Here is a 25,674-nt window from a genome sequence, read left to right on the forward strand (position 1 = left end):
CCCCCTACTGATCAATATATAATACTTGTTCAATTTTCCCTTCTACAAGGAGCTCTTCTGGCAATATCGCTTTCATCACAAAATCGCTTCCTTTAATGAGCATCTGGCCTTGCTGCAGCAATACTCGAATCTCTTTATCTGTAAAGGAAAGCAGTCCTTTATGATTTTCTATATATATATGCAATGTACCGATCATCGTAACACGGGGAAGATCCATCATGACGTCAGCTGGTATTTGCAATCCTTCTGTCAATATGCTTTTTATTCGCTGATGCCATTTTTTGCCCATAAAAGAACCCCCTTCATCCTCATATTTATGAGAGACAAAAGGGGATTAACACCATTAATTCATTTATTTTATGAAATTCGACCGATGGGGCTTTTTGGATCGGGGTTCATCTAAAATGACGCTCCAAATGACTCCTTTTGCAGCTGAATGCATGTGTAAAGCTGATGGTTTCTGTTTTTTATTATGAAAAGATTTCATATTCGATTTGTCTTTTTCAGCTTTTTTTATTTGGCTGGATAGGCCTGTGTGTACATTTTGAATTTGATTCCATTCATTTGGAGGGCTTGTCGAAACATTTTTAACCCTTTGTTTTGTTTGTTTTGCTGCTTGTTTCCTTTTTTTCTGCTGCTCTTGATCTTTTTTATTTCTGCCAAACAAAGAAGAAATAATCCCGATTAAAATAACAATGAACAGCGGATTTTCAAATATTTCCATATGACACCTCCTTTGATGGACAGAAAGATCATTCTTCTTCATCACCAGCAGAGTTTTTTGTCATTTTTCCGATAGAATCACGCATATTTGTATCAGCAGTAATGTTTTTGATGTTCATATAATCCATAACTCCAATATTTCCTGATTTTAAAGCTTCCGCCATTGCCAGCGGAACTTGCGCTTCCGCCTCAACAACTTTTGCCCGCATTTCTTCAACTTTAGCGCGCATTTCCTGCTCTCTTGCCACCGCCATCGCCCTGCGTTCCTCCGCTTTAGCTTGCGCGATGTTTTTGTCTGCTTCCGCTTGATCTGTCTGCAGGATCGCACCGATGTTTTTGCCGATGTCAACGTCCGCGATGTCGATGGATAAAATTTCAAAGGCTGTTCCTGAATCGAGTCCTTTGTTTAAAACTGTTTGCGAAATCATATCAGGGTTTTCCAGCACTTTTTTATGATCATCAGAAGAACCAATGGTGCTGACAATTCCTTCACCTACACGTGCGATAATCGTTTCTTCCCCGGCACCGCCAACAAGCCGGTCGATATTGGCTCGCACCGTGATGCGGGCTTTTGCTTTCACTTCAATTCCGTCCATGGCAACCCCTGCAATAAACGGGGTTTCGATTACTTTCGGATTTACGCTCATTTGAACGGCTTCAAGCACGTCTCTTCCCGCTAAATCAATCGCAGCACAACGTTCAAAGCTCAATTCAATATTAGCTCTTTCAGCTGCAATTAATGCGTTGACAACTCGATCGACATTTCCTCCTGCTAAATAATGGCTTTCCAATTGATTTGTTGTGACATCAAGGCCGGCTTTATGCGCTTTAATTAACGGATTGATCACTCGACTTGGAATGACTCTGCGCAGCCTCATTCCAATAAGAGTCAAAATACTGATGCGAACGCCAGCTGCCAGAGCGGAAATCCAAAGCATAATCGGCACAAAAGAGAACAAAATGCCAAGCAAAATAAGACCTAATACGATAAGACCTAGTAAAAGAAAAAATGATACATCCATGTGACATACCTACCTCCTATTCATTTTCATTAATAGCTCTCACAACAATTCGTGAGCCTTCTACTTTAACAATTTTCACTTTTTTTCCTTTCTCAATATACGTCCCTTCTGTCACAACATCCAATCTTTCCTCTCCATCGGTCATTACTGTTCCTGCCGGCCGTAAAGCAGTCACAGTTACACCCGTTTTCCCAATTAAATCTGTACGATTTTGATTGGATACATAACCTTTCTCCGTGCTGATTGAATCATTTAAAATAATTTTTTTAAACCATTTCATACGCTTACCAATCACCTTTGACATAATGAATATTGTGAATATCGAAATGGAACCGGCAATAAAAAGAGAAACCGCCATATGTCCTATATGATCAGCTGCTAAAAATAAACTTAAAAGGACTGAAAGAAAACCGATTGCTCCAATAATTCCTCCTGGAACAAACAATTCTGCAATTATAAGCAGAACCCCAAGCACGAACAAAACAACCGTTTCCAATCCCGCAAGCCCTGCAATAAAATGACCGAAGAAAAACAAAAACAGCGCCAATAGTCCAATAAAACCAGGAATGCCAAACCCAGGAGTGTACAATTCTAACACAAACCCTAAACCGCTAATCGTTAATAATATCGGAATGGTATACATGTTTGTTACAAAACGGGCTATTTTTTCAGCAAACGTCTCCTCAGTCTCCTGGACTTTTGCACCTTCCATTCCGATCGATTTCAAAAGCTCTGCCCGGCTTTTGGCGATGCCTTCACCATACCCGACTTCCATCGCTTGTTTTGCTGTTAATGTTAGTAATTCTACTTTTTCTGCACCATATTCGGGCATATCCAAGCTGCTGTCTACCATCGCCTCAGCGAACATAGGGTCTCTGCCATGAACCTCAGCAGCATTTCTCATCTCTGCTTTCCAAAACGATTGCACTTTTACTTCTGCAGCATTGCCATTGGAGTCAATGACAGCTGCTGACCCAATGGTACCGCCAGGATGGTAATATATTTGATCAGCCCTTAATGCTATATAAGCCCCTGCGGAAATCGCATGTTTATTTACATAAGCGATTGTTTTGATATCTGTATCCATAATCATTTTACCTATTTCTATCGCTGCCTCTAAAGCACCGCCAGGAGTGTTCAATTCAAAAACAATGACATCCGCTTTTTCTTTTTCCGCCTCCTGAATGGATCGTTTAATAAAATGCACCAACCCTTTTTCAATTGTATTTTCAATCGGAATAAAATAAACGGTTTTCCCTTCAGCTGATTTGGCATCAAAAGACGCACAAATAATCGACAAGATGAGCAGCAGAGCGCAAATAGCGAAAAACTTATTGTTTGATTTCAGGCCTCTCCCCCCTTATTTTTTGCCTAATATTATTACGGACAATTGCGCAGAAAGTTTCAAAAATCAACAATTCTGCAAACATACATGAAACGAAAAAATATTTTCATTATTTTTCATATTATGTTACTATTAAAAAAAATATATAACCATCTACTAGGGGTGTCCAATTAGCTGGACTGAGAGAAGAACGCGCCTGAAGTTCTTCAACCCTTTGAACCTGATCTGGATGATGCCAGCGTAGGGAAGTAGGTAGCGGGAGTATTTGTATTGCCTTCTTTTTCTATATTGAATTGATCGGGTTCGTGCTAAAGCGAACCCGTTTTTATTTTTCACATCCCATCTCCCCTCCTATTTTTCTATGCACATCTTCAGATAAAAAAATGGAGGAGGAGAAAAATGAAACATTATTTCGAAAACATGCAGTTTCCAGCAAGCAAAAAAATTTATGTGACTGGGTCAAGACCCGATATTCGGGTTCCGATGAGGGAAATTCAATTAACTCCCACGAAAACGGAAGCGGGAACGTTTGAAAATGAACCTGTAAAGGTTTATGACACGAGCGGTCCCTATACAGATCCTGATTTTCAGGCAGATATTCATAAAGGTTTGCCGGCTGTACGCAAACAGTGGATTTTAGACCGTCATGATGTTGTAGAATATGACGGGCGCCAGGTAAAGCCTGAGGATAATGGATTTCGCAATTGGGAAGATCACAATATTGCCACACCTTTTCATCGAAAGCCTTTCAAAGCAAAAAAAGGTGCTGTCGTTACACAAATGCACTATGCAAAAAAGGGGATCATCACCCCAGAGATGGAGTTTGTGGCGATTCGTGAAAACATGGATCCTGAATTCGTTCGTCAAGAAGTCGCTGCCGGCAGGGCCATTATTCCGTCCAACATTAATCACCCGGAAAGTGAACCGATGATCATCGGCCGGAACTTTCATGTAAAAATTAATGCCAACATTGGCAATTCAGCTGTAACATCGTCAATCGAAGAAGAAGTTGAGAAGATGCTTTGGGCCATCCGCTGGGGCGCTGACACAATTATGGACCTGTCAACAGGAAAAAAAATTCATGCAACAAGAGAATTTATCATCCGCAACTCGCCCGTGCCGGTTGGAACCGTCCCGATTTACCAAGCGCTCGAAAAAGTAAATGGCGTTGCTGAAGAGTTAACATGGGAAATTTACCGTGATACATTAATTGAGCAAGCAGAACAAGGGGTCGATTATTTTACTATACATGCCGGCGTGCTGCTTCGCTATATCCCTTTGACCGTCAACCGGACGACCGGAATCGTATCCCGCGGCGGTTCGATCATGGCGCAGTGGTGTATGGCGCATCATCAAGAAAACTTTTTATACACTCATTTTGAAGAGATTTGCGAAATTTTAAAAACATATGATATTGCCGTTTCATTAGGTGACGGCTTGCGTCCCGGATCTATTCGAGATGCCAATGATGAAGCGCAATTTGCCGAATTGAAAACGCTCGGTGAATTGACGGAAATCGCCTGGAAACATGATGTCCAAGTCATGATCGAAGGCCCTGGGCACATTCCGATGCATAAAATTAAAGAAAATGTTGATTTAGAAAATGAAATTTGCAAGGGGGCTCCTTTTTATACCCTCGGTCCATTAACGACCGATATTGCTCCCGGCTATGATCATATTACGTCAGCCATTGGAGCAGCCATGATCGGCTGGTACGGAACGGCCATGCTATGTTATGTAACTCCGAAAGAGCATTTAGGCCTTCCCAATAAAGAGGATGTGCGCCAAGGTGTTGTTGCTTATAAAATTGCAGCCCATGCCGCAGATTTGGCAAAAGGGCATCCAGGCGCCCAAATAAGGGATGATGCTTTATCAAAAGCCCGTTTTGAATTTCGCTGGAACGACCAATTTAATCTTTCTCTCGATCCTGAACGGGCACGCGAATATCATGACGAAACTTTGCCGGCAGAAGGAGCGAAAATTGCCCATTTTTGTTCTATGTGCGGTCCAAAATTTTGCTCGATGAAAATTTCCCACAATTTAAGAAAAATGGCCGGTTCAAGTGATTCTGATTTCGTTCAGGAAGGTTTGAGGCAAAAAGCAAAAGAATTTATAGAGGGCGGGTCATCCCTTTATCGATAAATAATTTTCAAACTAATGCTCCTAGAAGCTTTAATGGCTTCCAGGAGCTATTCATTCATTAAACGTTTGATCAATCCCGCTGGTTCAATCGGAGCTAAACTTTTATGATATTCATCCACTTTCGATAAAAATTTTGATAGCTGCTTAGATTGCAGCGCTCGAATAATGGAGGCCGAAATATTTGTTTCCTCTTGCCAATTTCGAAAATCAAACACCATCCCGAATTTTGTTAATTTCTCCAAATTTATTTCTTCCTGTCCTGGAAGAGTGTGGTATACAAATATAGGAATTTTTTTGTATAAACATTCGCTGATTGTCACACCCCCGGGCTTTGTCATGATAAAATCGACGCGATTGTACAGATCGTTCATTTGTTCTCTTGAAGAGATGTAAGGTAAAGGAGTAATTCGTGGATGATTTTGTTTTATTAATCGATCATAAAGCTTTCTGTTTTTTCCGCATAACACCATATAATGGATATCATCATCGCGGCTGATTTTTTCCGTTATCTTCTCTATTGAACCGACGCCTGAACTTCCTCCCGAAATTAATCCTCGATAAAAGCGCATGCTATGTACATGTTCATCTTTCCTTTTTGTAAAATTTGGGTGAATAGGAATCCCTGTAACAAAAATCTGTTCTTTTTTTATACCTTTTTCGAGCAAATAATCTTTCATATATGAGTGACCGACAAAATGATAGTCAATTTCTCTTTTTCCCCAAAGGTGATGAATAAAAAAATCTGTGTATACATTGATAACAGGGATGTTGATTTGAGAAGAGGCTTTCAGCCTGGCAAGCAAGTAGGAAGGAAGAGCATGGGTACAAACAATCATTTTCGGATTCAATTCATCAATGATCTTTTTTAAATGGCGGAGAAAAAGTGCCTCATAATGGAAAAACCTTTTGCCGCTCTTTTGTTCCGCAAGCACTGACCTGTGGTACATATGGCTGTATGATTTAGGAAAACGGCCAATCCATTGCAAATAAAAGGAAGATATCAGCCTTTCTATTTTTCCAAATTTCGATGACAAAAGGTCCATTTTTTCGCAATGAATGTCAGGATCAAGCCGTAACAACCCTTCCATTAGGGCATCAGCTGTTTGATGATGGCCTGAAGGTATGGTCAAAAAAGGAAGATATAAAATTTTTTTCATATCGCTCACCATTGTTATTGATGGAGTTCTTTAAAAGTTTTTTCTTAATTTCGCATGCCTATTCGAAAAAAATTTTTTATAAATAAAAACAATTCGTATGCTAAAAAATAAACTGTAAGAAAAAAAGTGAAAGGTGTTGCAAATGGGAAGGTTGAGATATTGTTTTTTTAAGTTTTGGTGCCTATTGGATCCCATTTATTTCCTTTGTTCGCGGCTTGAGTATGTGAGGGACAAGGAGAATAATCGTGACATTTTCCGGGTTCGATTGACAAAATATAAAGGAAGGGAAATAATTCTTTCAGACGGAACAAAAATTAAAAAAAATGATCTTCTGTTAAAAATACATCTTCATAACGTCTATTTAATGAAGGAACTGAATCGTTTTAAGAGCGAAATTCAAAAAGGAAGATACATTTACTCTAAAACAGAAAAAGGGCTGCCAAATATCGTTCAATACTTGCGGAATCATTCACAATTTCATAATGTGAAAGGGATTATTGGAATAACTATTTTAAATAAAGGCTCTGAACGGCTGGGCTTTGAAACGTTTTCCATTCAAAATCCATTTTATAAATGGTATAAGCTTTTGACATTTACCCCTATGTATTTAATCATTCAATATCGTTTCGATAGCTTGAAGCGGCCGCCGAAATATTTAATGATGTCAAAAGAAAAACTGCTCAAACTATATGGATAGAACGGTTTTCCCTTCATCAAAAAAGAGCGTATGAACAGCTCAGGCGCCGCTTATACGCTCCGTCATGTTGATCCCGTTGAGGTTTCAATGAAAATATTTGGGTTAACTCCGAAATAAATCCTTTCCCTTTCAGAGCAAATAGTGCTGTCGTTTTTCCCTGTTCTCACAGCCAGATAGACGTGTGCTTTCTTTTCGATACGTTTTCCTTTATTGCCGCCGTATTTTCCCGATAATCTTCATTGAGATCAGCGATCTTTCCGAATGTTTTCCTTCATTGTTGCCCTCTGCTCAATTTTTTGCGGACATTTGCATAGCAGCTATATTCTTTCGCCGACAAGCTTGCTATCAACAACTGAACCACTATTGATGAATTGCAAGGCAGCTACATTCATTAATCGACTGCCGCAGTCCATAGGATGAATCCGCTGCAAAAACTTAAAAGCTTGCCGCACATAGAAAGCGGCAAGCTTTTTACTCGAATTATGAAAGCAAATCCTGAACCAATTTATTGACAAGCGAGCCATCTGCTTTTCCTTTTACTTTTGGCATAACGGCTCCCATTACTTTCCCCATATCGGATTTGGACGTTGCGTTCACTTCCGAAATTGTTGTTTTAATAATTTGTATTAATTCCTCTTCAGATAATTGCTCAGGCATATATTCAGTTATTACTGCAATTTCAGCTTTCACTTTTTCAACTAAATCTGAACGACCTGCATTTTCAAATTCTTGGAGGGAGTCTTTACGTTGCTTTAATTCTCGAGAAAGTACCGTTAATTCCTCTTCTTCAGTCAACTCACTTTTTCCGAGTTTAATCGCTTCATTTTGCAAGGATGCTTTTACCATGCGAATGACTGAAAGGCGATCTTTCTCTTTATTTTTCATCGCTTGCTTCATATCTTGATTTAAACGCTCAAGAAGACCCATAATTAATATACACCCTCTTTTAATATTTACGCTTTCTTGCAGCTTCAGATTTTTTCTTGCGTCTTACGCTAGGCTTCTCATAAAATTCGCGCTTTCTATATTCCTGCAAAGTACCAGTTTTTGATACTTGGCGTCTGAAGCGGCGAAGAGCATCCTCAAGCGATTCGTTTTTACGTACGATCGTTTTAGACATCCTTTTTCCCTCCCTCCGAACAAAGCCAGTTCATGTTCCTTATCAAAAAGAACATTTACTAAGTTAGTATCTGTAGATGAGCAATTTTCATAACAATAATTACCATACCAAAAGAGACAAACAGGGTACCCCTTATGCCACATGGAGCTGTTTTTTGACAACATCAATGGGAATATCTTGCTTCGCTGCATGGTAAATGAACTCGACGAGACTATGCCCTTTCTTCGTTCGGAGAAGATCAAGCCCAGTAGAGAAATCCCGGTTGGACTCGACCATACTGTACACATAAGCGAGTTGCACCAAGATCCAATACCGTTTCACCGCACGACGTTGACGAACGCGGTACCCATCGAGCTTCAGCTGGTCTTTCGCTTGTCGAAAAAAGCATTCGATCGACCAACGCTGGGCATAGTAGCGCAAGATCTCTTCATCGCTTAGCTCCCGGTCGGTGCTCAAGACGCAGTGAAGATGTTCGGGTGTCATCGGCTGATCGGCTTTCCAAGCCAACAACACAACGGCATCATCGAGACCTTTCAGCGATCCCTCGTAGCGATACACGCGATAACGCTCTTCTCCCACCGTGACGAGATGGGTGTCGTTCGGTTCGATATAGCGGGCAAACTGTTTGGCTTGGATGGCGATGCCTTTCGGATAGAGAATCCGGTTCGTTTTGAGCATCGCGATGACGTGAAATCCTTTTTTCAGACAGGCTTCCACGAGCGCTTGCGATGGATACCACGAATCCATCAGCACATAAACGGGACGGCGTACATCCAAAGAAGAAAGCATCTCGATCGCGAGTTCCCCCTTGCTTTTCCCAGCCGCCTTGTCGTAGAGGCGGAACGCAAAGGGAAAAGCTTGGGTCATCGTATGAACCATGAGCCAAACAAGAGAATGTCCCCAGATCGACTTTTTCTCTGTGTGAGAATAGTGCCAATCACACCCTTGAATGGCGTGCGTTGCCCGTGACGAAGGCTTGATTTTTTGGCAAATCGTATCATCGATCGAAACAAAAAGGGGTTGATTTTTCTGTTTGGCGATCCGTTCGACACGATGAAGCATCCATTGCTGGAGTTTGCGAAGCAGCGTCTCTTCATCCCAAGGGCTTTTCGTGAAAAAATGGCTGAGTGTCGTTCGATGATTGGGGTGAAAGCTCCAATGATGAAGATCGGTCAACGTTCCAGAAAAGCCTTTCGTGATCATCGCATCCACGATATGAACGAGATGCTTCATGACAGGTTTTGAAAAATAAAGTGCCAACCCCAACATCGTGAAAAACTTGTGGATTCCTTGATGATGTGCTAATCTATTCATGAGACATGAACCTCCTTGTGTGAATGGTTTGTTGGCACATCTATTCTAACCAAGGAATCGGGTTCATGTCTCCTTTTTTGTTTCGATGTAAATTTATGTTAGTGATTTTGCTCATCTACAGTTAGTATAATATAATCGATTTATTTGGTCAATGTTCAAAACATCTTTCCTATTCCTTATGACTTTTTTTTACCGGACAGGTTTACAAGACTGTTTTATATCAGCTTTTGTATGGAAGAATTTCCAAATTCATCATGTATATAAGGAAATGATTCAAGATCGTTTGAAAGCCGCTAAACAGCTGTCTGAAAAAATATAACTAGTTCGATTGAAAAAAATTACTCGTTCATAAGGTCTTATTGTGACACCTTGTCCATAGACTGTTGATGAGGTGGTTTTCATGGGAATGCAATTGCTGTTATTATTTTTTTCTTGTTTCCTTTTATTTTTTTGCGGAATGGCAATGATGAAATACGGATTTCAGCAAATGTCCCATAGGCAGCTGGAGAAATGGCTGTACAACTACACGAATGCCCCAATCAAATCCTTTCTAACCGGCATGATTGCAACAGCTCTTGTTCATAGCAGTTCTCTAGTGATGGTGATTACAGTTAGTTTTGTTTCCGCTGGTTTGTTAAAGTTTAAAGATGCAATTGGAATTATTTTAGGTTCCAATGTCGGGACGACCTTTACGACCGAATTTCTAGCCGTTGAAATAGATGACTATTTAGGGATGATGTTTGCAATTTCTCTTCTTCTCATGCTTTTTAAAAACAGAATTTTATTTTCATTAGGCTGTTCATGCTTCGGCATATCGTGTATTTTTTTAGCTTTGAACGGGTTTGAAAAAGCTGCTTTTCTTTTGTCTGACCTGCAGGTTATGTCTGATCTGCTTTCCAAATCGAGTGACCATTTGCTTTTTTCTGTCGGAATAAGCGCGGTCTTCACCGGAATTATTCAATCATCAACTGCATTAATCGGAATTGTCATGAGCTTTATGAACGAACAGCTGCTGCCATTAGAAACAGGATTAGCTTTTGTTCTCGGCGCAAATATCGGCACCTGCATTACAGCTTTATTGGCCTCGATCGGCTCTAAACAAGAAGCGAAATATACTGCTTTTGCCCATCTTTGGCTGAATGTGTTTGGAGTGATCCTGTTCGTTCCGCTTATTCCTTTTTTCGCAAATAATTTAAAATTGTTAACAAATGAACCAGATTTCCAAATCGCTCACTTTAGCCTGATTTTTAACTTGATAACTTCTTTAATCATTCTCCCGTTTGCGAATCAATATGCAAATTTTGTATTATGGTGGACAAAAACTATTTCAGCATGGATAAAAAAATAATCCCGCAACAAACTGCGGGAAAACTTTTTTAAACTAAATGTAAAAATCCATCAATTCTGTGATTATAATAGATTAACGTTCACTTCCTTTTATAATCGCCACTCCAGAACTAGTACCAATTCTTGTCGCACCGGCTTCTATCATCATGATCGCAGTTTTATAATCGCGGATTCCGCCAGATGCTTTCACGCCGAATTTCGGACCTACTACTGCACGCATAAGCTTCACATCGTCAACTGTTGCACCACCGGTAGAAAATCCTGTCGATGTTTTGACAAAATCTGCTCCGGCTTTTACAGCTAGCTCACACGCATTTCTTTTCTCATCAACATTTAATAGACATGTTTCAATAATCACCTTTATCAAAGCTTTTCCGTTTGCCGCTTCAACGACAGCACGAATATCTTCTTCAACGGCATGATAACGCTGATCCTTTAATGCGCTGATGTTTATCACCATATCTAATTCCGCTGCACCTTTTTGAACCAACTCTGTCGTTTCATATGCCTTTACTTCAGTAGTTGTTGCTCCAAGTGGAAAACCAATCACTGAGCAAACTTTCACATCTGATTTTTGCAGCAAATTAGCTGCTGTTTCCACCCATACGGGGTTAACACAGACAGATGCAAATCCGTACTCCTTCGCCTCAAAACAAAGCTTTTCAATATCTGCCTGCGTGACATCCGGCTTTAAAACAGTATGGTCAATATACTTCGCAATATCCCTTTTCATGAGAAGGCTCCCTTCATAAAAAGTGGTACAGCTTACATCAAAGTCTGTTTTACGCAAGAAAAAGCTAGATTAAGAAGACTTCTGTAAATAGTCTTCATCGACTATACGGACTACTTGTCCTTCATTATATGGATAGCCAGCCTTAGTTAATTTCACCTTCACAATTTTCCCAACCATCTCTTTCGTCGCCGGAAAAACAACTTTTAAATAATTGTCCGTATATCCTTCATATTTGCCGCTGTCTGGAGCTTCTTTATAAGGTTCTTCTGGAATAACCTCCAGTACTTGTCCCTCAAATTTTGAGGCATATTCTTTTGCTAGTTGATCGCTTAATGCGATCAGCCGGTGTACGCGTTCGTTTTTTATGTCTTCGTCAACTTGATTTTCCATTCGGGCAGCTGGTGTTCCTGTCCGCTTCGAATAAGGGAAAACATGAAGCTCAGAATAACGGTGTTCTTTAACAAAGTTGTATGTTTCCATAAATTCTTCTTCCGTTTCACCCGGGAAACCTACAATCACATCAGAAGTTACCGCAAGCCCAGGCAAAGCTTCCCGCAGCCGTTTCAGACGCTCAGCATAAAATTCCGTCGTATATTTACGGCGCATCCGCTTTAAGACGCTGTTTGATCCTGATTGAAGCGGTATATGCAAATGGCGGACAATTTTATCGGACGTTTTCAGCACTTCAATTACTTCATCAGTTATTTGGCTCGCTTCAATTGAAGAAATTCTAAGCCGCTTTAATCCTTTCACTTCAGAATCAATATCGCGAAGAAGCTGCGCAAAATTATAATCTTTTAAATCTTCCCCATATCCTCCTGTATGGATGCCGGTTAAAACAATTTCTTTGTATCCAGCATCCACCAGCTTTTGAGCCTGTTTAATCACTTCTTTTGGATCCCGGCTCCGCATGAGACCGCGTGCCCACGGAATAATACAAAACGTGCAAAAATTATTGCAGCCTTCTTGTATTTTTAAAGACGCCCGCGTCCGGTCTGTAAAGGAAGGTACGTCCATCTCCTCGAATACCCGAGCTTTCATAATGTTTGTCACACCGTTGATCGGCTGGCGCTCCTTCTTAAACTGCTCAATATAATCGAGCATTTTTTTTCGATCTTGTGTACCGACAACGATATCAACCCCAGGAATGGCCATGACTTCTGCGGGTGCCGTTTGCGCATAACAACCTGTAACGCAAATAACACTGTCAGGGTTTTTGCGGATCGCTCTCCGTATTACTTGGCGGCTTTTTTTATCACCTGTATTCGTCACCGTACAAGTGTTAATGACATATACATCCGCAATCGCTTCAAAATCCCGGCGCTCATATCCCGCTTCTTTAAATAGCTGCCAAATAGCTTCTGTTTCATAATGATTTACCTTACATCCTAATGTATGAAAAGCAACAGTCGGCATGTTTTTCACCTCGACAGTTCAAAATGATAGGATACTGCAGATAATAAATAAAGAGGAGCCGTTTCCGCCCGCAATATTCTCGGACCTAGCCCGCATAAAAGAAAGCCGTTATCGGATAACTGCTTAATCTCCTCGGCTGTAAAACCTCCTTCTGGTCCAAAAACAGCGAATAATGATCCTCCCCGCTGCAAAGAATTTAAAGCACGAAATAAATTGCTCGTTTCACCTTTTTTTGCATGCTCTTCATAAGCGACAATTTTTACATCGGCTGATGCAGCATAAGAAATGACATCCTTTAATGAAGCTGGCTTCGTCACCTCAGGAATTATGGTCCGATGTGACTGTTCCGCAGCTTCTTTCGCAATTTTATTCCACCGCTCTAATTTTTTATTTATTTTACCTTCATTTAATTTTACAATTGAACGAGCAGCATTAAAAGGGATAAACTTGGAAGCACCAAGCTCCGTCCCTTTTTGAATGACGAGCTCCAATTTATCCCCTTTAGGCAGCCCATTCGCTAATATCACTTTTACCGGAAGCTCTGAATTGTTCTCGATCCACTCTAAAATGGAACAGCATACTTTATCGGCAGATATTTGAACAATTTGGCAAAGGGCTGAATATCCATCCTTTGTTACACATATAATTTGATCATTCTGTTTCATCCGCATCACCCGGGAAATGTGGTGGACATCTTCCCCGGTGATGTCAATAATATCAGTTAATTCTTTTTTTGCATAATGAATAAAATAACGCTGCATCTTCAATCCCTCTATTTTTTTGCGATAAAGGCGACCCAATCTTCCATCGTCATCGTCTCTTCAATCGTAAAACCAGCTTCGATTAAAGCTTGCTCCACTTCGTGTTTTTTGTTTTGAATAATTCCGGAAGTAATAAAATAACCGCCGTTTTCTAAACGCTCATGCGCATCACGAACAAATCGCAATATGACTTCAGCTAATATGTTTGCAACAATTACGTTTGCTTTAACATCGATATCGTCCAACAAATTGTTTTGCTTGACTTGAACAAGATGCTGCACTTTATTCAATTTAACATTTAATCGCGCGCTGTCCACTGCAACTGGATCCAAATCAAGTGCGATGACTTTATCGGCCCCCAGCAAAGCACTCGCGATGCTCAATACGCCTGACCCTGTACCGACATCAATTACAATATTTCCCTTTTGCACCTTTTTTTCAAGTGCTTGTATGCAGAGAACTGTTGTTGGATGGGTTCCAGTTCCAAACGCCATACCAGGATCCAATTCAATGATCAGTTCATCGGTGTGAGCAGGTTCATACAGCTCCCATGTGGGGACAATCGTAAATTTTTTTGAAACCTTCACAGGACGGTAATATTTCTTCCAAGCGGTAGCCCATTCTTCCTCATTAACTTCACTAATTGTAATATGGTTCCGCCCCAAATCAATATCATACAACAGCAGGTTATTTATCCGTTCTTTTATCCCTTCCACCGTCTCGCCTAAAAAGCTATTCACAGGAAGGTACGCTTTAATGATGACACCTTCATCAGGATAGTCTTCAGGATCAAGCTGATATATTTCTCCATATTGATCTTCTCTTTCTTTTATAAGATCATACGGATCTTCAATAACTACTCCACCAGCACCCGCTTCATGTAAAATATTAGAGATAGGTTCAACCGCTTCTTCCGTTGTATGGATGCTAATCTCTGACCACTTCATTTTAGTAACCCCAATCCTTTAATCTCCTTTAAACGCCCGCTTCACTTTATCAAAAAAACTTTCTTCCTGTACATCAGGTTGATTCCCGCTGATAGCCGCAAATTCCCGCAGCAATTCTTTTTGTTTTTCCGTAAGGTTAGTTGGTGTAACGACGCGAACAGTTACATATTGATCTCCTATGCCATGGCCGTGAACATTTTTGATCCCTTTTCCAGACAGTCTGAATTTTCGGCCTGTCTGCGTGCCTGCAGGTATTTTTAATTTCACTTTACCGTATAAAGTAGGAACTTCAATCTCATCTCCAAGCGCAGCTTGTGCGAATGTCAGTGGCATTTCACAATAGATGTCATCACCATCGCGGACGAAAAATTCGTGTTCCTGTACGTGGAAAACAATATATAAATCACCTGATGGACCGCCGTTAATTCCCGGCTCTCCTTTCCCTTGTATGCGGAGCTGCTGACCGTCATCTACACCAGCTGGAATTTTTACTTGGATTTTTCTGCGTTTCTTCACTTTTCCGCTGCCGCCACAAGTTGTACAGCGATGTCTGATAAATTTACCTGTTCCGTTACATTGATAACAAACGCGCCGATTCACAAAAACACCAAAAGCTGTTCGCTGCTCTGAGCTGATTTGACCCGAACCTCCGCAATGCGGACAAGTTTCCGGAGTAGTACCAGGTTTCGCTCCTGAACCGTGGCAAGTATCACATGTTTCTTCGCTAGGAATTTCAATTGTCGTTTCCTTTCCGAACGCAGCTTCTTCAAATGAAATCGTCATCGTATATTGAATATCTGCACCTGCTCGAGGAGCATTCGGATCTCTTCTTCTTCCTCCGCCAAAGATCGAACTGAATAAGTCATCAAATCCAAATCCCCCGAAATCCGCTTCAAATTCTTCACCGTTAAAGCCGCCGAAGCCTTGAGTAGCACCTGCATGACCGTAGCGGTCATATTGGGCTCTTTTTGTGTCGTCGCTTAACACTTCATACGCTTCTTTTACTTCTTTGAATTTTTCGGGCGCGTCTGGGTCTTTGTTAATATCCGGATGATATTTTTTGGACAGCTTGCGATAGGCTTTTTTAATCTCCTCTTTTGTTGCGTTCTTACTAACTCCAAGCACCTCATAGTAATCACGCTTCGCCATATATTCACACTCCCGATTTCTCACATAGAGTAAATTTTAACATTGACAAACGGAAGAAAGCAACTGTTAACCGCCTTTACTGAAAAAAGTCAAAGTCAAGACATGCCTGACTTTGACTTATCCATTTTCAGATTAAAACATTTTATTTGTCATCTACTTCTTTATATTCAGCGTCAATCACATCATCGTCATTTTTATTTTTGTTTTCAGAATTATTTTGTTGATTATTTGTCTGTGCTTGTTTAGCCGCTTCCTCATAAAGTTTTACAGAAAGGTTCTGAACGATTTCTTGAAGTTCTTCTTTTTTCGCTTTTATTTGATCGAAATCATTTTTATCAATCGCTTCTTTTAATGCGTCTTTTATTTCGTTTGCTTTTTTCACTTCTGCTTCGTCAACTTTTCCTTGCAGCTCTTTTAATGTTTTTTCTGTCGTAAAGACAAGCTGGTCAGCTTCATTTCTCAATTCTGCCTGTTCTTTTCGTTTTTTGTCAGCTTCAGCGTTTTCTTCCGCTTCCTTAATCATGCGCTCAATTTCTTCTTCGGATAATCCCGTGGATGATTTAATTGTAATTTTTTGTTCTTTTCCAGTTCCTAAATCCTTAGCACTTACGTTCACAATTCCGTTTTTGTCGATATCAAACGTTACCTCGATTTGCGGCACTCCTCGCGGCGCAGGCGGGATATCTGTTAATTGGAAGCGTCCTAATGTTTTATTGTCAGCAGCCATCGGACGTTCCCCTTGCAGAACGTGAATATCGACCGCAGTTTGGTTGTCAGCAGCAGTTGAAAAGATTTGCGACTTGCTCGTTGGGATCGTAGTGTTCCGTTCAATCAGTTTTGTAAACACTCCGCCCATCGTTTCAATTCCAAGCGATAATGGAGTAACGTCTAGGAGCACAACGTCCTTCACATCACCTGTGATGACACCGCCTTGAATTGCAGCACCTAACGCAACGACTTCGTCCGGGTTAACGCCTTTATGAGGCTCTTTGCCAATTTCCTTTTTAATCGCTTCTTGAACAGCAGGAATCCGAGTGGAGCCTCCGACTAAAATTACTTTATCGATATCGTTTTTCGTTAAACCAGCGTCGCTCAATGCTTGGCGAACAGGACCCATAGTTTTTTCTACAAGATGCGCAGACAATTCTTCAAATTTTGCCCGCGTTAATGTCACTTCCAGATGAAGCGGTCCTTGTTCACCTGCAGTAATAAACGGCAAAGAAATTTGTGTTGATGTTACGCCTGATAAGTCTTTTTTCGCCTTTTCCGCAGCATCCTTCAATCTTTGCAGAGCCATTTTGTCTTTGGAAAGATCAATGCCATTTTCTTTTTTAAATTGATCTACTAAATAGTCAATAATGACTTGGTCAAAGTCATCACCGCCGAGATGGTTGTCGCCCGCTGTTGCTCTTACTTCAAAAACACCGTCCCCAAGTTCAAGAATGGACACATCAAATGTACCGCCGCCCAAGTCATAAACTAAAATGGTTTGATCTTCATCCATTTTGTCAAGACCGTAAGCTAAAGCAGCTGCAGTCGGCTCATTGATAATCCGTTCAACTTCAAGACCGGCTATTCTTCCTGCATCTTTTGTTGCTTGGCGCTGAGCATCGTTAAAATAGGCAGGAACAGTAATGACAGCTTTTTCTACTTTTTCCCCTAAATAATCTTCTGCATACGATTTTAAATGCTGCAAAATAATAGCAGAAATTTCCTGCGGCGTATATTTTTTTCCGTCAATCTCCACTTTGTAGTCAGTTCCCATGTGGCGTTTAATAGAAATAATTGTATTTGGATTCGTGATCGCTTGGCGTTTTGCAATTTCACCTACTTGACGCTCGCCGTTTTTAAATGCAACAACCGACGGTGTCGTCCGGTTTCCTTCTGGGTTTGGAATCACTTTCGGTTCGCCGCCCTCCAGAACCGCTACACAAGAGTTCGTTGTTCCTAAGTCAATACCGATGATTTTACCCATATATCACAACCTCCTGCTAATTATCATATGTAATTACTCATTAACCTTTACCATAGATGGTCGAATAACCCGGTCTTTCAGTTTGTAGCCTTTTTGCAGCTCTTCCACAACAACATTGGATTCGAAATTTTCGTCTTTCACTTGCATTACCGCTTGATGAAGGTGCGGATCAAACGGTTTCCCAACCGCTTCGATCACTTCAACTCCTTCATTTTCAAGTGCTTGAAGGATCTGACGGTAAACCATTTCCATGCCCTGCAAAACGGATTTTGTTTTTTCATCCTCTGCCTCAATTCTCAACGCCCGTTCAAAATTATCAATTGCAGGCAAAAGATCTGATATTAAACTTTGCGCACGATATTTTTGCTGTGCTTCCATATCAAGCCTGCTGCGCCGGCGAAAATTTTCAAAATCGGCTTGAGCTCTGAGCATGCGATTTTCCATTTCCTCCAGCTTTGCCTCAAGCTCAGCGATCTTTTCATTCGCTTTCACCAATTCCTCTTCAGCATTTGAAGAAGATTGTTCTTCACCTTTTTCCTCTTGGCTGCCCTCTTGGCGCAATTCTTCTTGATCAGGCATTTCTTCTTTCTCGTTTTCGGCTTTCTCGTTATTGTATTCAACTTCTTCTTGGATTGTTTGTTCTTTTTCAGTCTGATCGTTTGCCATCATTTCACCTCCCTTAAAGTGCAAAGGAAAAGGGATGGAGAATTCCCCCATCCTATCCTTGATATAGCTTTGTTAAAACTTGTGATAAATCTTTCGAGAAAAATTTTAAAAGGCTGATGACCCTTGAATAATCCATTCGTTTCGGGCCGAGCACCGCGACTGTGCCGATTTGCTTCTCGCCAATTGAATAGGTGGCAGTAATTAAGCTGCAGTTTTCCATAGCAGATATTTTATTTTCCGTGCCAATTTTCACCGTAATGCCTGACGGGTTTGTCTTTAGCAAATCATACAGTTCATCTTCTTGTTCTATGAAATCTAAAAATGTTTGAATTTGAGAGACATCGCGGAACTCCGGCTGGCTCAAAATATTCGTTTTTCCTCCGAAATATATTTTTTCGTGACCTACATTCAGCGTGCCAGTAATCAATTTTAATAAAATATCATAATTTCTAATATGCTTCCGTAAAATGTTTGCAATTTCCTTGTATATTTTATCCTTTAATTCGCTTAGAGGCACGCCGGCAAGCTTTTCATTTAAAATATTTACGATTTTTTCCAGTTCACTCATGTCTATTTTTTCTGGAAAAGTAATCATTTTATTCTCAACATGGCCTGTGTTAGTTACAAATATGGCAACCGCCTTATCTTCGTTAATTGGAACGATTTGCAAACGTTTGAGTCGGTTCTCCGAAACTTTCGGACCTAAAACAATCGCTGTATAGCTTGTAAGCTCAGATAAAATTTGAGCTGATTTTTGAACAAGCGTTTCTAATTCATATATTTTCTCGGCGAAAATGGATCTTATCGCCATAATTTCTTTTTTCGTTAATTTTTTTGGTGACAATAAATGGTCGACATAGTATCTATACCCTTTTTCGGACGGCACTCTGCCTGATGACGTATGGGTCTTTTCAATCAATCCTAATTCTTCCAAGTCCGCCATTTCATTTCGGATTGTAGCCGAGCTGAACGTAATCGATTCCTTTTTCGATAAAGAACGGGAGCCAACCGGCTGAGCATATTGAATAAAATCATCAATTATAATTTGCAAAATTAATAATTGACGATCTGTCAGCAAGGAACATCACCTCTGTTAGCACTCATATTACTCGAGTGCTAATTCTATGATAAAGTTATCAAATGAAAGAAGAATTGTCAATTAACTAACTGCGAGAAATGCTTGAAATACTTCATTGCCTAAAAGCATTCCTTTTCTTGTTAAAAAAAGATGTGATGCACTTTCAGATAAAAGACCTTTTCTTAATTGTTCTTCAATTTGCGGGCCAAATACTTCCCCAACATCTAATCCGTATTTATCTCGGAACCGTTTTTTGGAAACCCCTCTAATCGTCCGCAATCCGAGAAACATTTCTTCCTCCATCATTTCTTCTTTTGTCAGCATATTCTCCGAAACAAAAGCCGTTCCATTATTTTTATAAATCATTTCAATATATTTTTTCAGCGGTCGAGCGTTTTCCCGCCGGATCCCGTCCAAATAGCTGTGTGCTCCAGCTCCGAATCCATAGTAATGGTTATTATGCCAATACGTTAAATTATGTTTGCTTTCAAAGCCTTTGCGTGCGAAATTGCTTAATTCATACTGATGGTATCCGTGCCGTTCCATTTCATTCATAACGGTCTCATACATAAACGCCTCTTCCTCTTGAGAAGGAAGCAAAAGCTTTCCTTTTCGCATTAAATTATAAAACACCGTTTTCGGTTCTACGATTAGCGAATAAGCAGACATATGCTGGACCTCTAATGAAAATGCAACGGAAAGAGTTTCTTTCCATTCTTCTATCATTTGGCCGGGAAGACCGTACATAAGATCTATGCTAATATTTTCAAAGCCTAGCGATCTTGCCCGTTCAACTGCTTGAAATACTGTTTCTTTATTATGAGTCCTTCCAATTTTTTTCAGCAATGAATCTTGAAAGGCTTGCACTCCGATGGATAGGCGATTGACTCCGGCGTTTTTCAATACAGACAGCTTTTCCATCGTTAATTGATCTGGATTGCATTCAACTGTAAATTCAACTACGGATTGCATCGGCAAAGTTTGATGTATGCTCTCCATTAAATGATCGAGCTGTTTGGCTGACAGGGAAGTAGGCGTACCGCCGCCGATAAATATCGTTTTTAATTCTTCATTTAATACTTGATCCTCCATTGCCTTTATCATTTCCAAACGCAGTGCTTGCAAATAGTCATCAACAGGCTGGTTTTGTAAAAAAAATTTATTGAAATCACAGTAGTGGCATATTTGTTCGCAAAACGGGATATGAATATACGCGGCTTCAGCCATTTTTCATTCTCCTGCCTTTCCAAAGCGCTAATGCCGCAGCAATGGCTGCGGCACTCGTCAACATCATTTTTGGTTTTCATCCATTTTCAGCACAGCCATGAAGGCTTCTTGCGGCACTTCGACAGAGCCGACTTGTTTCATTCGTTTTTTTCCTTCTTTTTGTTTTTCAAGAAGCTTCCGTTTACGCGACACATCTCCACCGTAACATTTTGACAACACATTTTTACGTAAAGCTTTAATCGTTGAACGTGCGATGACCTTGTTTCCAATTGCAGCCTGAACAGGAACTTCAAATTGCTGCCTTGGAATAAGCTCTTTTAATTTTTCAACGATAGCTTTGCCGCGTTCATAGGCGCTGTCACGATGAACAATGAAGGATAAAGCATCGATTTTCTCCCCGTTTAAAAGAATATCCATTTTCACAAGTTTTGAAGGTTTGTAGCCAATGAGTTCGTAGTCAAACGAAGCATACCCTTTTGTGCTTGATTTCAACTGATCAAAAAAATCATAAACGATTTCCGAAAGGGGGATTTCATAAACAATATTGACTCTCGTTTCATCCAAATATTGCATATCTATGAATTGGCCGCGTTTTCCTTGGCAAAGCTCCATCACCGCACCAACATAGTCGTTTGGAGCCATAATCCCGGCTTTCACATAAGGCTCTTCTATTCGGTCAATTTTTTGCGGATCCGGCATGTTCGAAGGGTTATCAACTTGAACCATGCTGCCGTCTGTTAAATAAACATGATAAATAACGCTAGGCGCCGTCGTAATTAAATCAATATGAAATTCCCTTTCAATTCTCTCTTGGATGATTTCCATATGCAGCAGACCTAAAAAGCCGCAGCGAAATCCAAAGCCCAGCGCTTGCGATGTTTCAGGTTCAAATTGCAATGCGGAGTCATTCAGCTGCAATTTTTCAAGAGCATCACGTAAATCGTTGTATTTTGCCGTATCTATTGGATACATCCCGCAAAAGACCATCGGATTTAATTTTCGGTACCCCGGCAGAGGCTCGGCAGCCGGATTGACAGCGCTAGTGATCGTATCACCAACTCGTGTGTCACTGACATTTTTAATGGAAGCCGTTAAATAACCGACGTCGCCAACCGTGAGCTCCTGTACAGGATGCGCTTTTGGCTTGAAAACACCGACTTCCGTTACTTCAAATTCTTTCCCCGTCGCCATCATTTTTATACGGTCTCCGACTTTTACCGTACCATCAAAAATGCGTATATAAGCAACAACTCCACGGTATGCATCATACAGAGAATCAAATATAAGCGCTTTGAGCGGTGCGTCTGGGTCACCTTGCGGAGCTGGGACTTTTTGAACAATTTGTTCTAAAATTTCTTCGATGCCGATTCCTGCTTTTGCTGATGCCAACACAGCCTCAGAAGAATCAAGCCCAATCACGTCTTCAATTTCTTGTCGCACTCGTTCAGGCTCAGCGCTCGGCAAGTCAATCTTATTAATAACAGGCAAAATTTCTAAGTCGTTGTCAATCGCTAAATAGACGTTCGCCAGCGTTTGCGCTTCGATCCCTTGCGCCGCATCCACAACTAAAATGGCGCCTTCACAGGCAGCCAAGCTTCTCGAAACCTCATACGTAAAATCAACATGTCCAGGGGTATCAATTAAATGAAAAATATATTCATTCCCGTCTTTCGCTTTATATGATAACTGAACCGCATTCAGTTTAATTGTTATACCTCTTTCGCGTTCAAGATCCATCGAATCGAGCAGCTGCTCTTTCATTTCCCTTTGGGTAACAGCAGCTGTTTTTTCCAGAATCCGGTCAGCTAGTGTTGATTTCCCGTGATCTATATGAGCAATGATGGAAAAATTGCGAATTCTCTTCTGGCGTTCTAATTTTTCTTCCCTTTTCATATTTTTGTCACCACTCCTACTAGCCAACTACACTAGCTTTGATTATATCAGTAGAAAATTGGAGATTCAATGAAAATTTATTCTGTGATTGAATACGCAAAACAGGGATCAGAATGACTGTCTGAACCCTGTTTTGAAATAGACTAGACCTGCGGATTGCTTCAAGTCTTTCTTTTAAATTTGTTTAGGTGTATGCTTCAATCAGCTCCAATATTCCTTCAATGATCGCTGACGTTCCTTTTTGCACTAGATTCGCAAGCGATTTTCCAATTTGAGAGAAGAAATTGAATGCCTCTATTTTTTCAAGCTGCTCCTGCTTTTTTTGTAAATCGTGGCTTGTCACTTGATTTCCCAAAATCGTGGCTTCCAGTTTTCCGTCGTCCTTTTGCTTTAGTTGAACGGCTTCGACTGTCTCTTCCGTCTCATAGCCTCTCATTTGTTGAATGCCATGGCTCGCTTGCTGTATGCCAATTATTACTCCTAAAAACATAATGAAGGTTAGAAGCAGACTTTTGGCCATAAACTTCGCCATCAAACATTCCTCCTTTCAAGCCGTCACTCGTTTTGAACGCTCCCGCTCACCTTTTCTGCCTGCCAATAATATTCGCTAAATATGTTTGCAACCGCTTCGACAGTTCTGCTGAGTTCTTCCATGTTATTATCAACTCCCCCGAATTCAATCAGCAGCGAATTCTCTGATAAGTCTTGATTGTAAACGCCGTTAACTCCTTCGCCTTTTTTGGAAAACACACCACGGCTTAAGCCCGGATATTTCTTTTCAAACAATTTGTGCAAATTTTGTGCAATTTTTTTATTTTTATCAGCATTTGGATTATTCCCGCCAATCACAAATGCAATTTTGGCATAACTCTTTCCATTAATCGTAATGGTTGTTTTATCCCTTTTTTGTGAATCACGGTGGATGTCGAAAATGTATTGAAGATCTCGATTCGTTGCCAATGCTTCTTGAACAACAGGTCTTGATGCATCATATGATTTGTAATATTTCCATTTTTTCTCATTTAATACAGTTTGAAAATTCGTTTTGTCCACAACCGCTCCTATTCCTCTTTCTTCAAGCTCCTGTCCAAACTTTTCTCCGACTAATGTGACATTCGCCTTTGAATGAAAAGGAGATTTTGCCCCATTTAATAAAGGATAATAAGATTCGGTCGTGTGAGTATGATAAATGAATACGACTTTTTTTCCATTTGTTGTTAAGTTAGGAGACTGTTTTGGCTTTTCCTCGCCTTCCACATCTTCAAGCTTGTCAATCGAAGCTTCCCTTTCCTCTAAAAGCACTTCTGTCGGGGGAGCGGATTCAATCGGCATGTTCGTATAATTCGTCCCTTCTCCAGCCACAATGATGTCGCCATCGAACAAAGTAAACCCTGGAAGCTCCCGTCCGAGCAAGCTGCGCGGATCATCAGGATTTATGCTTGTCGTTAATTGAAAAAGGACGGAAGAAACTGAAAAATCCGGTTTACTTTCTTCTAATCCTTGAGAAAAATAATGGTTTTCAAAGTTTAATAAATGAAGAAACATTCTGCCGTTTATATTTCCCGTGATTTCATGAATAGAACTAGAGGCGGGACGATATTCAATCTTAATCGACGTCAAAAGCCCTGTAATGAAAAACATAAAAATGATTAAAAAAAATCCCGCTAAGATGATTTTTTTTAAGCTTGTCCTATCAACTGTTACGACCATTCTGCGATGCTTCATGAAAATCCTCCTCCAAGGCTTGTCTACAAAATATGTATGACAGCACTGGGAGGAATAGAACTTTTACTTTGTTTTTAATGTGTGTAAGCCCCGGTATTTTCTTCATTCACCGCGGAATGGAGCGCCATGTTTAAACCGCTCGCAAGCACATTCGCCATATCTTCAATAAACATATCTACTTCTTTCGGTGTTACCATTAAATTATGTCCAAGTGGACTCAGCACTTCATGAATCAGCATTCTCTTTTCATTTTCTTCCAGTGTACCGATTATCCCTAAAAACTGCTTTCTCTCTTTTTCCTCAGGCAAATCTTCATCCGTCAGCTTCTTTTTTTCAGCAAAGCTAAACCAAGACGGAGCCAACGCATTTTTTGGGCGATTTCCTTCCCGCATTTCTCTGCCGAGATGCTTTAATATAAAATCAATCGTATCACTAGTTATCGTTACAGCATCAACTACTGTCGGAATTCCGATTGATATAACCGGAACGCCTATCGTGTCCACACTCAATTCTTTTCTTTTGTTTCCTACGCCGGATCCAGGATGGATGCCGGAATCGGCAATTTGTATTGTGCTGTTTACACGCTCTATTGATCTTGCAGCTAATGCATCAACGGCAATAATGAAGTCAGGTTTTGATTGTTTTACAACTCCCGTTATAATATCAGATGTTTCAATTCCCGTTAGCCCCATCACTCCTGGTGCAAGGGCGCTGACAGGTCGATAGCCTTCTTTGACGTTTTCTGGTTCAAGCTGAAACAAATGTCTTGTGACCAATAAATTTTCACATGTTAAAGGGCCTAAAGCATCTGGAGTGACATTCCAATTGCCAAGACCGACCACTAAGCAGCTTGCATCTTTAGAAATTTGCAGCTGTTCCAAAAAAGAACTGAAATGCTTTGCAAACATTTTGATTACTTTTTCCTGCAGTTCGGTATCTTTATTGCGGATTCCCTGCACCTCTAGCGTTAAATATTTGCCTTTCTTTTTGCCGATTGTCTCAGCACCTTTATCCGTAATGTCCATATGGACAATTTTCATACCGTCTTCCTCTTCTTCTTGAACGATGACCCCTTCCATTTCTTTCTTTTTTTCAAGGGCCAAATCTCTCGCTTCAAGCGCCAAATCCGTTCTGATTGAATATTTGCTTAAATCAAGCGCATTGTTCATCATTGTCACCCCAAGTTCATTTTTATCTATTTTTTCCAAAGTCATTTCATTTCATCCCATTTCTTAGC

24 protein-coding genes and 1 riboswitch are annotated in these 25,674 nt (G+C 40.5%); of the genes, 3 read left to right on the top strand and 21 right to left on the bottom strand.

Annotation, left to right across the window (positions count from 1 at the left end; all coding sequences use genetic code 11):
• Positions 1–4 precede the first annotated feature (4 nt).
• The 4 genes from yqfC to RI196_RS12905 form a co-directional block, all read right to left on the bottom strand.
• Positions 5–289, bottom strand: coding sequence for a sporulation protein YqfC (gene yqfC / locus RI196_RS12890; protein WP_063388039.1), 285 nt, complete (start codon positions 287–289; stop codon positions 5–7).
• A gap of 63 nt (positions 290–352) precedes the next feature.
• The gene (locus RI196_RS12895; protein WP_311066336.1) at positions 353–724 is read right to left on the bottom strand and encodes a YqfB family membrane protein; all 372 of its coding nucleotides are present in this window, start codon (positions 722–724) and stop codon (positions 353–355) included.
• Positions 725–752: 28 nt separating this feature from the next.
• Complete coding sequence (gene floA / locus RI196_RS12900) at positions 753–1,745, bottom strand: flotillin-like protein FloA (protein WP_066247540.1); 993 nt, start codon at positions 1,743–1,745, stop codon at positions 753–755.
• Between the two features lie 16 nt (positions 1,746–1,761).
• The gene (locus tag RI196_RS12905; RefSeq protein ID WP_311066337.1) at positions 1,762–3,045 is read right to left on the bottom strand and encodes an NfeD family protein; all 1,284 of its coding nucleotides are present in this window, start codon (positions 3,043–3,045) and stop codon (positions 1,762–1,764) included.
• A 193-nt stretch (positions 3,046–3,238) separates the two neighbouring features.
• Positions 3,239–3,354: riboswitch (TPP riboswitch) on the top strand.
• 135 nt (positions 3,355–3,489) lie between these two features.
• Here RI196_RS12905 and thiC point away from each other — a divergent pair.
• Positions 3,490–5,232 (top strand): phosphomethylpyrimidine synthase ThiC, encoded by a 1,743-nt coding sequence (gene thiC, locus RI196_RS12910; protein ID WP_311066338.1) that lies wholly within the window; start codon positions 3,490–3,492, stop codon positions 5,230–5,232.
• A 47-nt stretch (positions 5,233–5,279) separates the two neighbouring features.
• Here the strand turns inward: thiC and RI196_RS12915 are convergent, their stop codons facing one another.
• The gene (locus tag RI196_RS12915) at positions 5,280–6,389 is read right to left on the bottom strand and encodes an MGDG synthase family glycosyltransferase (RefSeq protein WP_094246241.1); all 1,110 of its coding nucleotides are present in this window, start codon (positions 6,387–6,389) and stop codon (positions 5,280–5,282) included.
• Positions 6,390–6,531: 142 nt separating this feature from the next.
• Here RI196_RS12915 and RI196_RS12920 point away from each other — a divergent pair, with 142 nt between their 5' ends.
• Complete coding sequence (locus tag RI196_RS12920; protein ID WP_066250572.1) at positions 6,532–7,086, top strand: YkoP family protein; 555 nt, start codon at positions 6,532–6,534, stop codon at positions 7,084–7,086.
• Positions 7,087–7,566: 480 nt separating this feature from the next.
• On the opposite strand, the gene RI196_RS12925 is transcribed toward RI196_RS12920, so the two are convergent.
• The 3 genes from RI196_RS12925 to RI196_RS12935 form a co-directional block, all read right to left on the bottom strand.
• Positions 7,567–8,013: a GatB/YqeY domain-containing protein gene (locus tag RI196_RS12925; protein WP_063388172.1), complete on the bottom strand. Its 447-nt coding sequence runs from the start codon at positions 8,011–8,013 to the stop codon at positions 7,567–7,569.
• A gap of 19 nt (positions 8,014–8,032) precedes the next feature.
• Positions 8,033–8,206, bottom strand: a complete 174-nt coding sequence (gene rpsU / locus RI196_RS12930; protein ID WP_063388032.1) for a 30S ribosomal protein S21 — start codon at positions 8,204–8,206, stop codon at positions 8,033–8,035.
• Between the two features lie 132 nt (positions 8,207–8,338).
• Positions 8,339–9,520, bottom strand: coding sequence for an IS701 family transposase (locus RI196_RS12935; protein WP_311066339.1), 1,182 nt, complete (start codon positions 9,518–9,520; stop codon positions 8,339–8,341).
• A gap of 400 nt (positions 9,521–9,920) precedes the next feature.
• Between RI196_RS12935 and RI196_RS12940 the strand changes: the two genes are divergently transcribed.
• Positions 9,921–10,868: a Na/Pi symporter gene (locus RI196_RS12940; protein ID WP_311066340.1), complete on the top strand. Its 948-nt coding sequence runs from the start codon at positions 9,921–9,923 to the stop codon at positions 10,866–10,868.
• 72 nt (positions 10,869–10,940) lie between these two features.
• Here RI196_RS12940 and deoC read toward each other — a convergent pair whose 3' ends face one another.
• The 13 genes from deoC to gpr form a co-directional block, all read right to left on the bottom strand.
• Positions 10,941–11,600, bottom strand: coding sequence for a deoxyribose-phosphate aldolase (gene deoC / locus RI196_RS12945; protein ID WP_311066341.1), 660 nt, complete (start codon positions 11,598–11,600; stop codon positions 10,941–10,943).
• Between the two features lie 69 nt (positions 11,601–11,669).
• A complete protein-coding gene (mtaB, locus tag RI196_RS12950; protein ID WP_066250569.1) occupies positions 11,670–13,016 on the bottom strand; it encodes a tRNA (N(6)-L-threonylcarbamoyladenosine(37)-C(2))-methylthiotransferase MtaB in 1,347 nt (448 codons plus the stop codon).
• Between the two features lie 5 nt (positions 13,017–13,021).
• On the bottom strand, positions 13,022–13,777 hold the full coding sequence (locus RI196_RS12955; RefSeq protein WP_066250567.1) for a 16S rRNA (uracil(1498)-N(3))-methyltransferase: 756 nt from the start codon (positions 13,775–13,777) through the stop codon (positions 13,022–13,024).
• A gap of 11 nt (positions 13,778–13,788) precedes the next feature.
• A complete protein-coding gene (gene prmA / locus RI196_RS12960; RefSeq protein WP_063388027.1) occupies positions 13,789–14,724 on the bottom strand; it encodes a 50S ribosomal protein L11 methyltransferase in 936 nt (311 codons plus the stop codon).
• Between the two features lie 18 nt (positions 14,725–14,742).
• The gene (dnaJ, locus tag RI196_RS12965) at positions 14,743–15,873 is read right to left on the bottom strand and encodes a molecular chaperone DnaJ (RefSeq protein WP_063388026.1); all 1,131 of its coding nucleotides are present in this window, start codon (positions 15,871–15,873) and stop codon (positions 14,743–14,745) included.
• A gap of 142 nt (positions 15,874–16,015) precedes the next feature.
• A complete protein-coding gene (gene dnaK / locus RI196_RS12970; RefSeq protein WP_063388025.1) occupies positions 16,016–17,848 on the bottom strand; it encodes a molecular chaperone DnaK in 1,833 nt (610 codons plus the stop codon).
• Positions 17,849–17,881: 33 nt separating this feature from the next.
• Positions 17,882–18,427, bottom strand: coding sequence for a nucleotide exchange factor GrpE (gene grpE, locus RI196_RS12975; protein WP_235600448.1), 546 nt, complete (start codon positions 18,425–18,427; stop codon positions 17,882–17,884).
• A 139-nt stretch (positions 18,428–18,566) separates the two neighbouring features.
• A complete protein-coding gene (hrcA, locus tag RI196_RS12980) occupies positions 18,567–19,592 on the bottom strand; it encodes a heat-inducible transcriptional repressor HrcA (RefSeq protein WP_063388023.1) in 1,026 nt (341 codons plus the stop codon).
• An 81-nt stretch (positions 19,593–19,673) separates the two neighbouring features.
• Entirely contained in the window at positions 19,674–20,819 is a 1,146-nt protein-coding gene (gene hemW, locus RI196_RS12985) for a radical SAM family heme chaperone HemW (protein WP_130157923.1), read from the bottom strand.
• Positions 20,820–20,882: 63 nt separating this feature from the next.
• A complete protein-coding gene (gene lepA, locus RI196_RS12990; protein WP_311066342.1) occupies positions 20,883–22,712 on the bottom strand; it encodes a translation elongation factor 4 in 1,830 nt (609 codons plus the stop codon).
• 184 nt (positions 22,713–22,896) lie between these two features.
• A complete protein-coding gene (locus tag RI196_RS12995; protein WP_063388020.1) occupies positions 22,897–23,244 on the bottom strand; it encodes a DUF3679 domain-containing protein in 348 nt (115 codons plus the stop codon).
• Between the two features lie 23 nt (positions 23,245–23,267).
• Positions 23,268–24,437, bottom strand: a complete 1,170-nt coding sequence (gene spoIIP / locus RI196_RS13000) for a stage II sporulation protein P (RefSeq protein WP_311066343.1) — start codon at positions 24,435–24,437, stop codon at positions 23,268–23,270.
• 74 nt (positions 24,438–24,511) lie between these two features.
• Positions 24,512–25,606 carry a GPR endopeptidase gene (gene gpr, locus RI196_RS13005; RefSeq protein WP_063388171.1) on the bottom strand — a complete coding sequence of 365 codons (1,095 nt, stop codon included), beginning with the start codon at positions 25,604–25,606 and terminating at the stop codon, positions 24,512–24,514.
• Between the last annotated feature and the right edge of the window lie 68 nt (positions 25,607–25,674).

Source organism: Aeribacillus composti (assembly GCF_031760945.1).
GTDB classification, from domain to species: domain Bacteria; phylum Bacillota; class Bacilli; order Bacillales; family Aeribacillaceae; genus Aeribacillus; species Aeribacillus composti.

Coding starts and splice junctions, on each gene's coding strand:
- RI196_RS12955 (WP_066250567.1), bottom strand. CDS start 13,777: ATGCAGCGTTATTTTATTCATTATGCAAAAAAAGAATTAACTGATATT.
- RI196_RS12940 (WP_311066340.1), top strand. CDS start 9,921: ATGGGAATGCAATTGCTGTTATTATTTTTTTCTTGTTTCCTTTTATTT.
- rpsU (WP_063388032.1), bottom strand. CDS start 8,206: ATGTCTAAAACGATCGTACGTAAAAACGAATCGCTTGAGGATGCTCTT.
- prmA (WP_063388027.1), bottom strand. CDS start 14,724: ATGAAGTGGTCAGAGATTAGCATCCATACAACGGAAGAAGCGGTTGAA.
- deoC (WP_311066341.1), bottom strand. CDS start 11,600: ATGAAAAGGGATATTGCGAAGTATATTGACCATACTGTTTTAAAGCCG.
- RI196_RS12925 (WP_063388172.1), bottom strand. CDS start 8,013: ATGGGTCTTCTTGAGCGTTTAAATCAAGATATGAAGCAAGCGATGAAA.
- dnaK (WP_063388025.1), bottom strand. CDS start 17,848: ATGGGTAAAATCATCGGTATTGACTTAGGAACAACGAACTCTTGTGTA.
- lepA (WP_311066342.1), bottom strand. CDS start 22,712: ATGAAAAGGGAAGAAAAATTAGAACGCCAGAAGAGAATTCGCAATTTT.
- mtaB (WP_066250569.1), bottom strand. CDS start 13,016: ATGCCGACTGTTGCTTTTCATACATTAGGATGTAAGGTAAATCATTAT.
- floA (WP_066247540.1), bottom strand. CDS start 1,745: ATGGATGTATCATTTTTTCTTTTACTAGGTCTTATCGTATTAGGTCTT.
- RI196_RS12995 (WP_063388020.1), bottom strand. CDS start 23,244: ATGGCGAAGTTTATGGCCAAAAGTCTGCTTCTAACCTTCATTATGTTT.
- yqfC (WP_063388039.1), bottom strand. CDS start 289: ATGGGCAAAAAATGGCATCAGCGAATAAAAAGCATATTGACAGAAGGA.
- RI196_RS12895 (WP_311066336.1), bottom strand. CDS start 724: ATGGAAATATTTGAAAATCCGCTGTTCATTGTTATTTTAATCGGGATT.
- gpr (WP_063388171.1), bottom strand. CDS start 25,606: ATGAACAATGCGCTTGATTTAAGCAAATATTCAATCAGAACGGATTTG.
- RI196_RS12920 (WP_066250572.1), top strand. CDS start 6,532: ATGGGAAGGTTGAGATATTGTTTTTTTAAGTTTTGGTGCCTATTGGAT.
- grpE (WP_235600448.1), bottom strand. CDS start 18,427: ATGCCTGATCAAGAAGAATTGCGCCAAGAGGGCAGCCAAGAGGAAAAA.
- RI196_RS12935 (WP_311066339.1), bottom strand. CDS start 9,520: ATGAATAGATTAGCACATCATCAAGGAATCCACAAGTTTTTCACGATG.
- hemW (WP_130157923.1), bottom strand. CDS start 20,819: ATGGCTGAAGCCGCGTATATTCATATCCCGTTTTGCGAACAAATATGC.
- dnaJ (WP_063388026.1), bottom strand. CDS start 15,873: ATGGCGAAGCGTGATTACTATGAGGTGCTTGGAGTTAGTAAGAACGCA.
- spoIIP (WP_311066343.1), bottom strand. CDS start 24,437: ATGAAGCATCGCAGAATGGTCGTAACAGTTGATAGGACAAGCTTAAAA.
- RI196_RS12915 (WP_094246241.1), bottom strand. CDS start 6,389: ATGAAAAAAATTTTATATCTTCCTTTTTTGACCATACCTTCAGGCCAT.
- thiC (WP_311066338.1), top strand. CDS start 3,490: ATGAAACATTATTTCGAAAACATGCAGTTTCCAGCAAGCAAAAAAATT.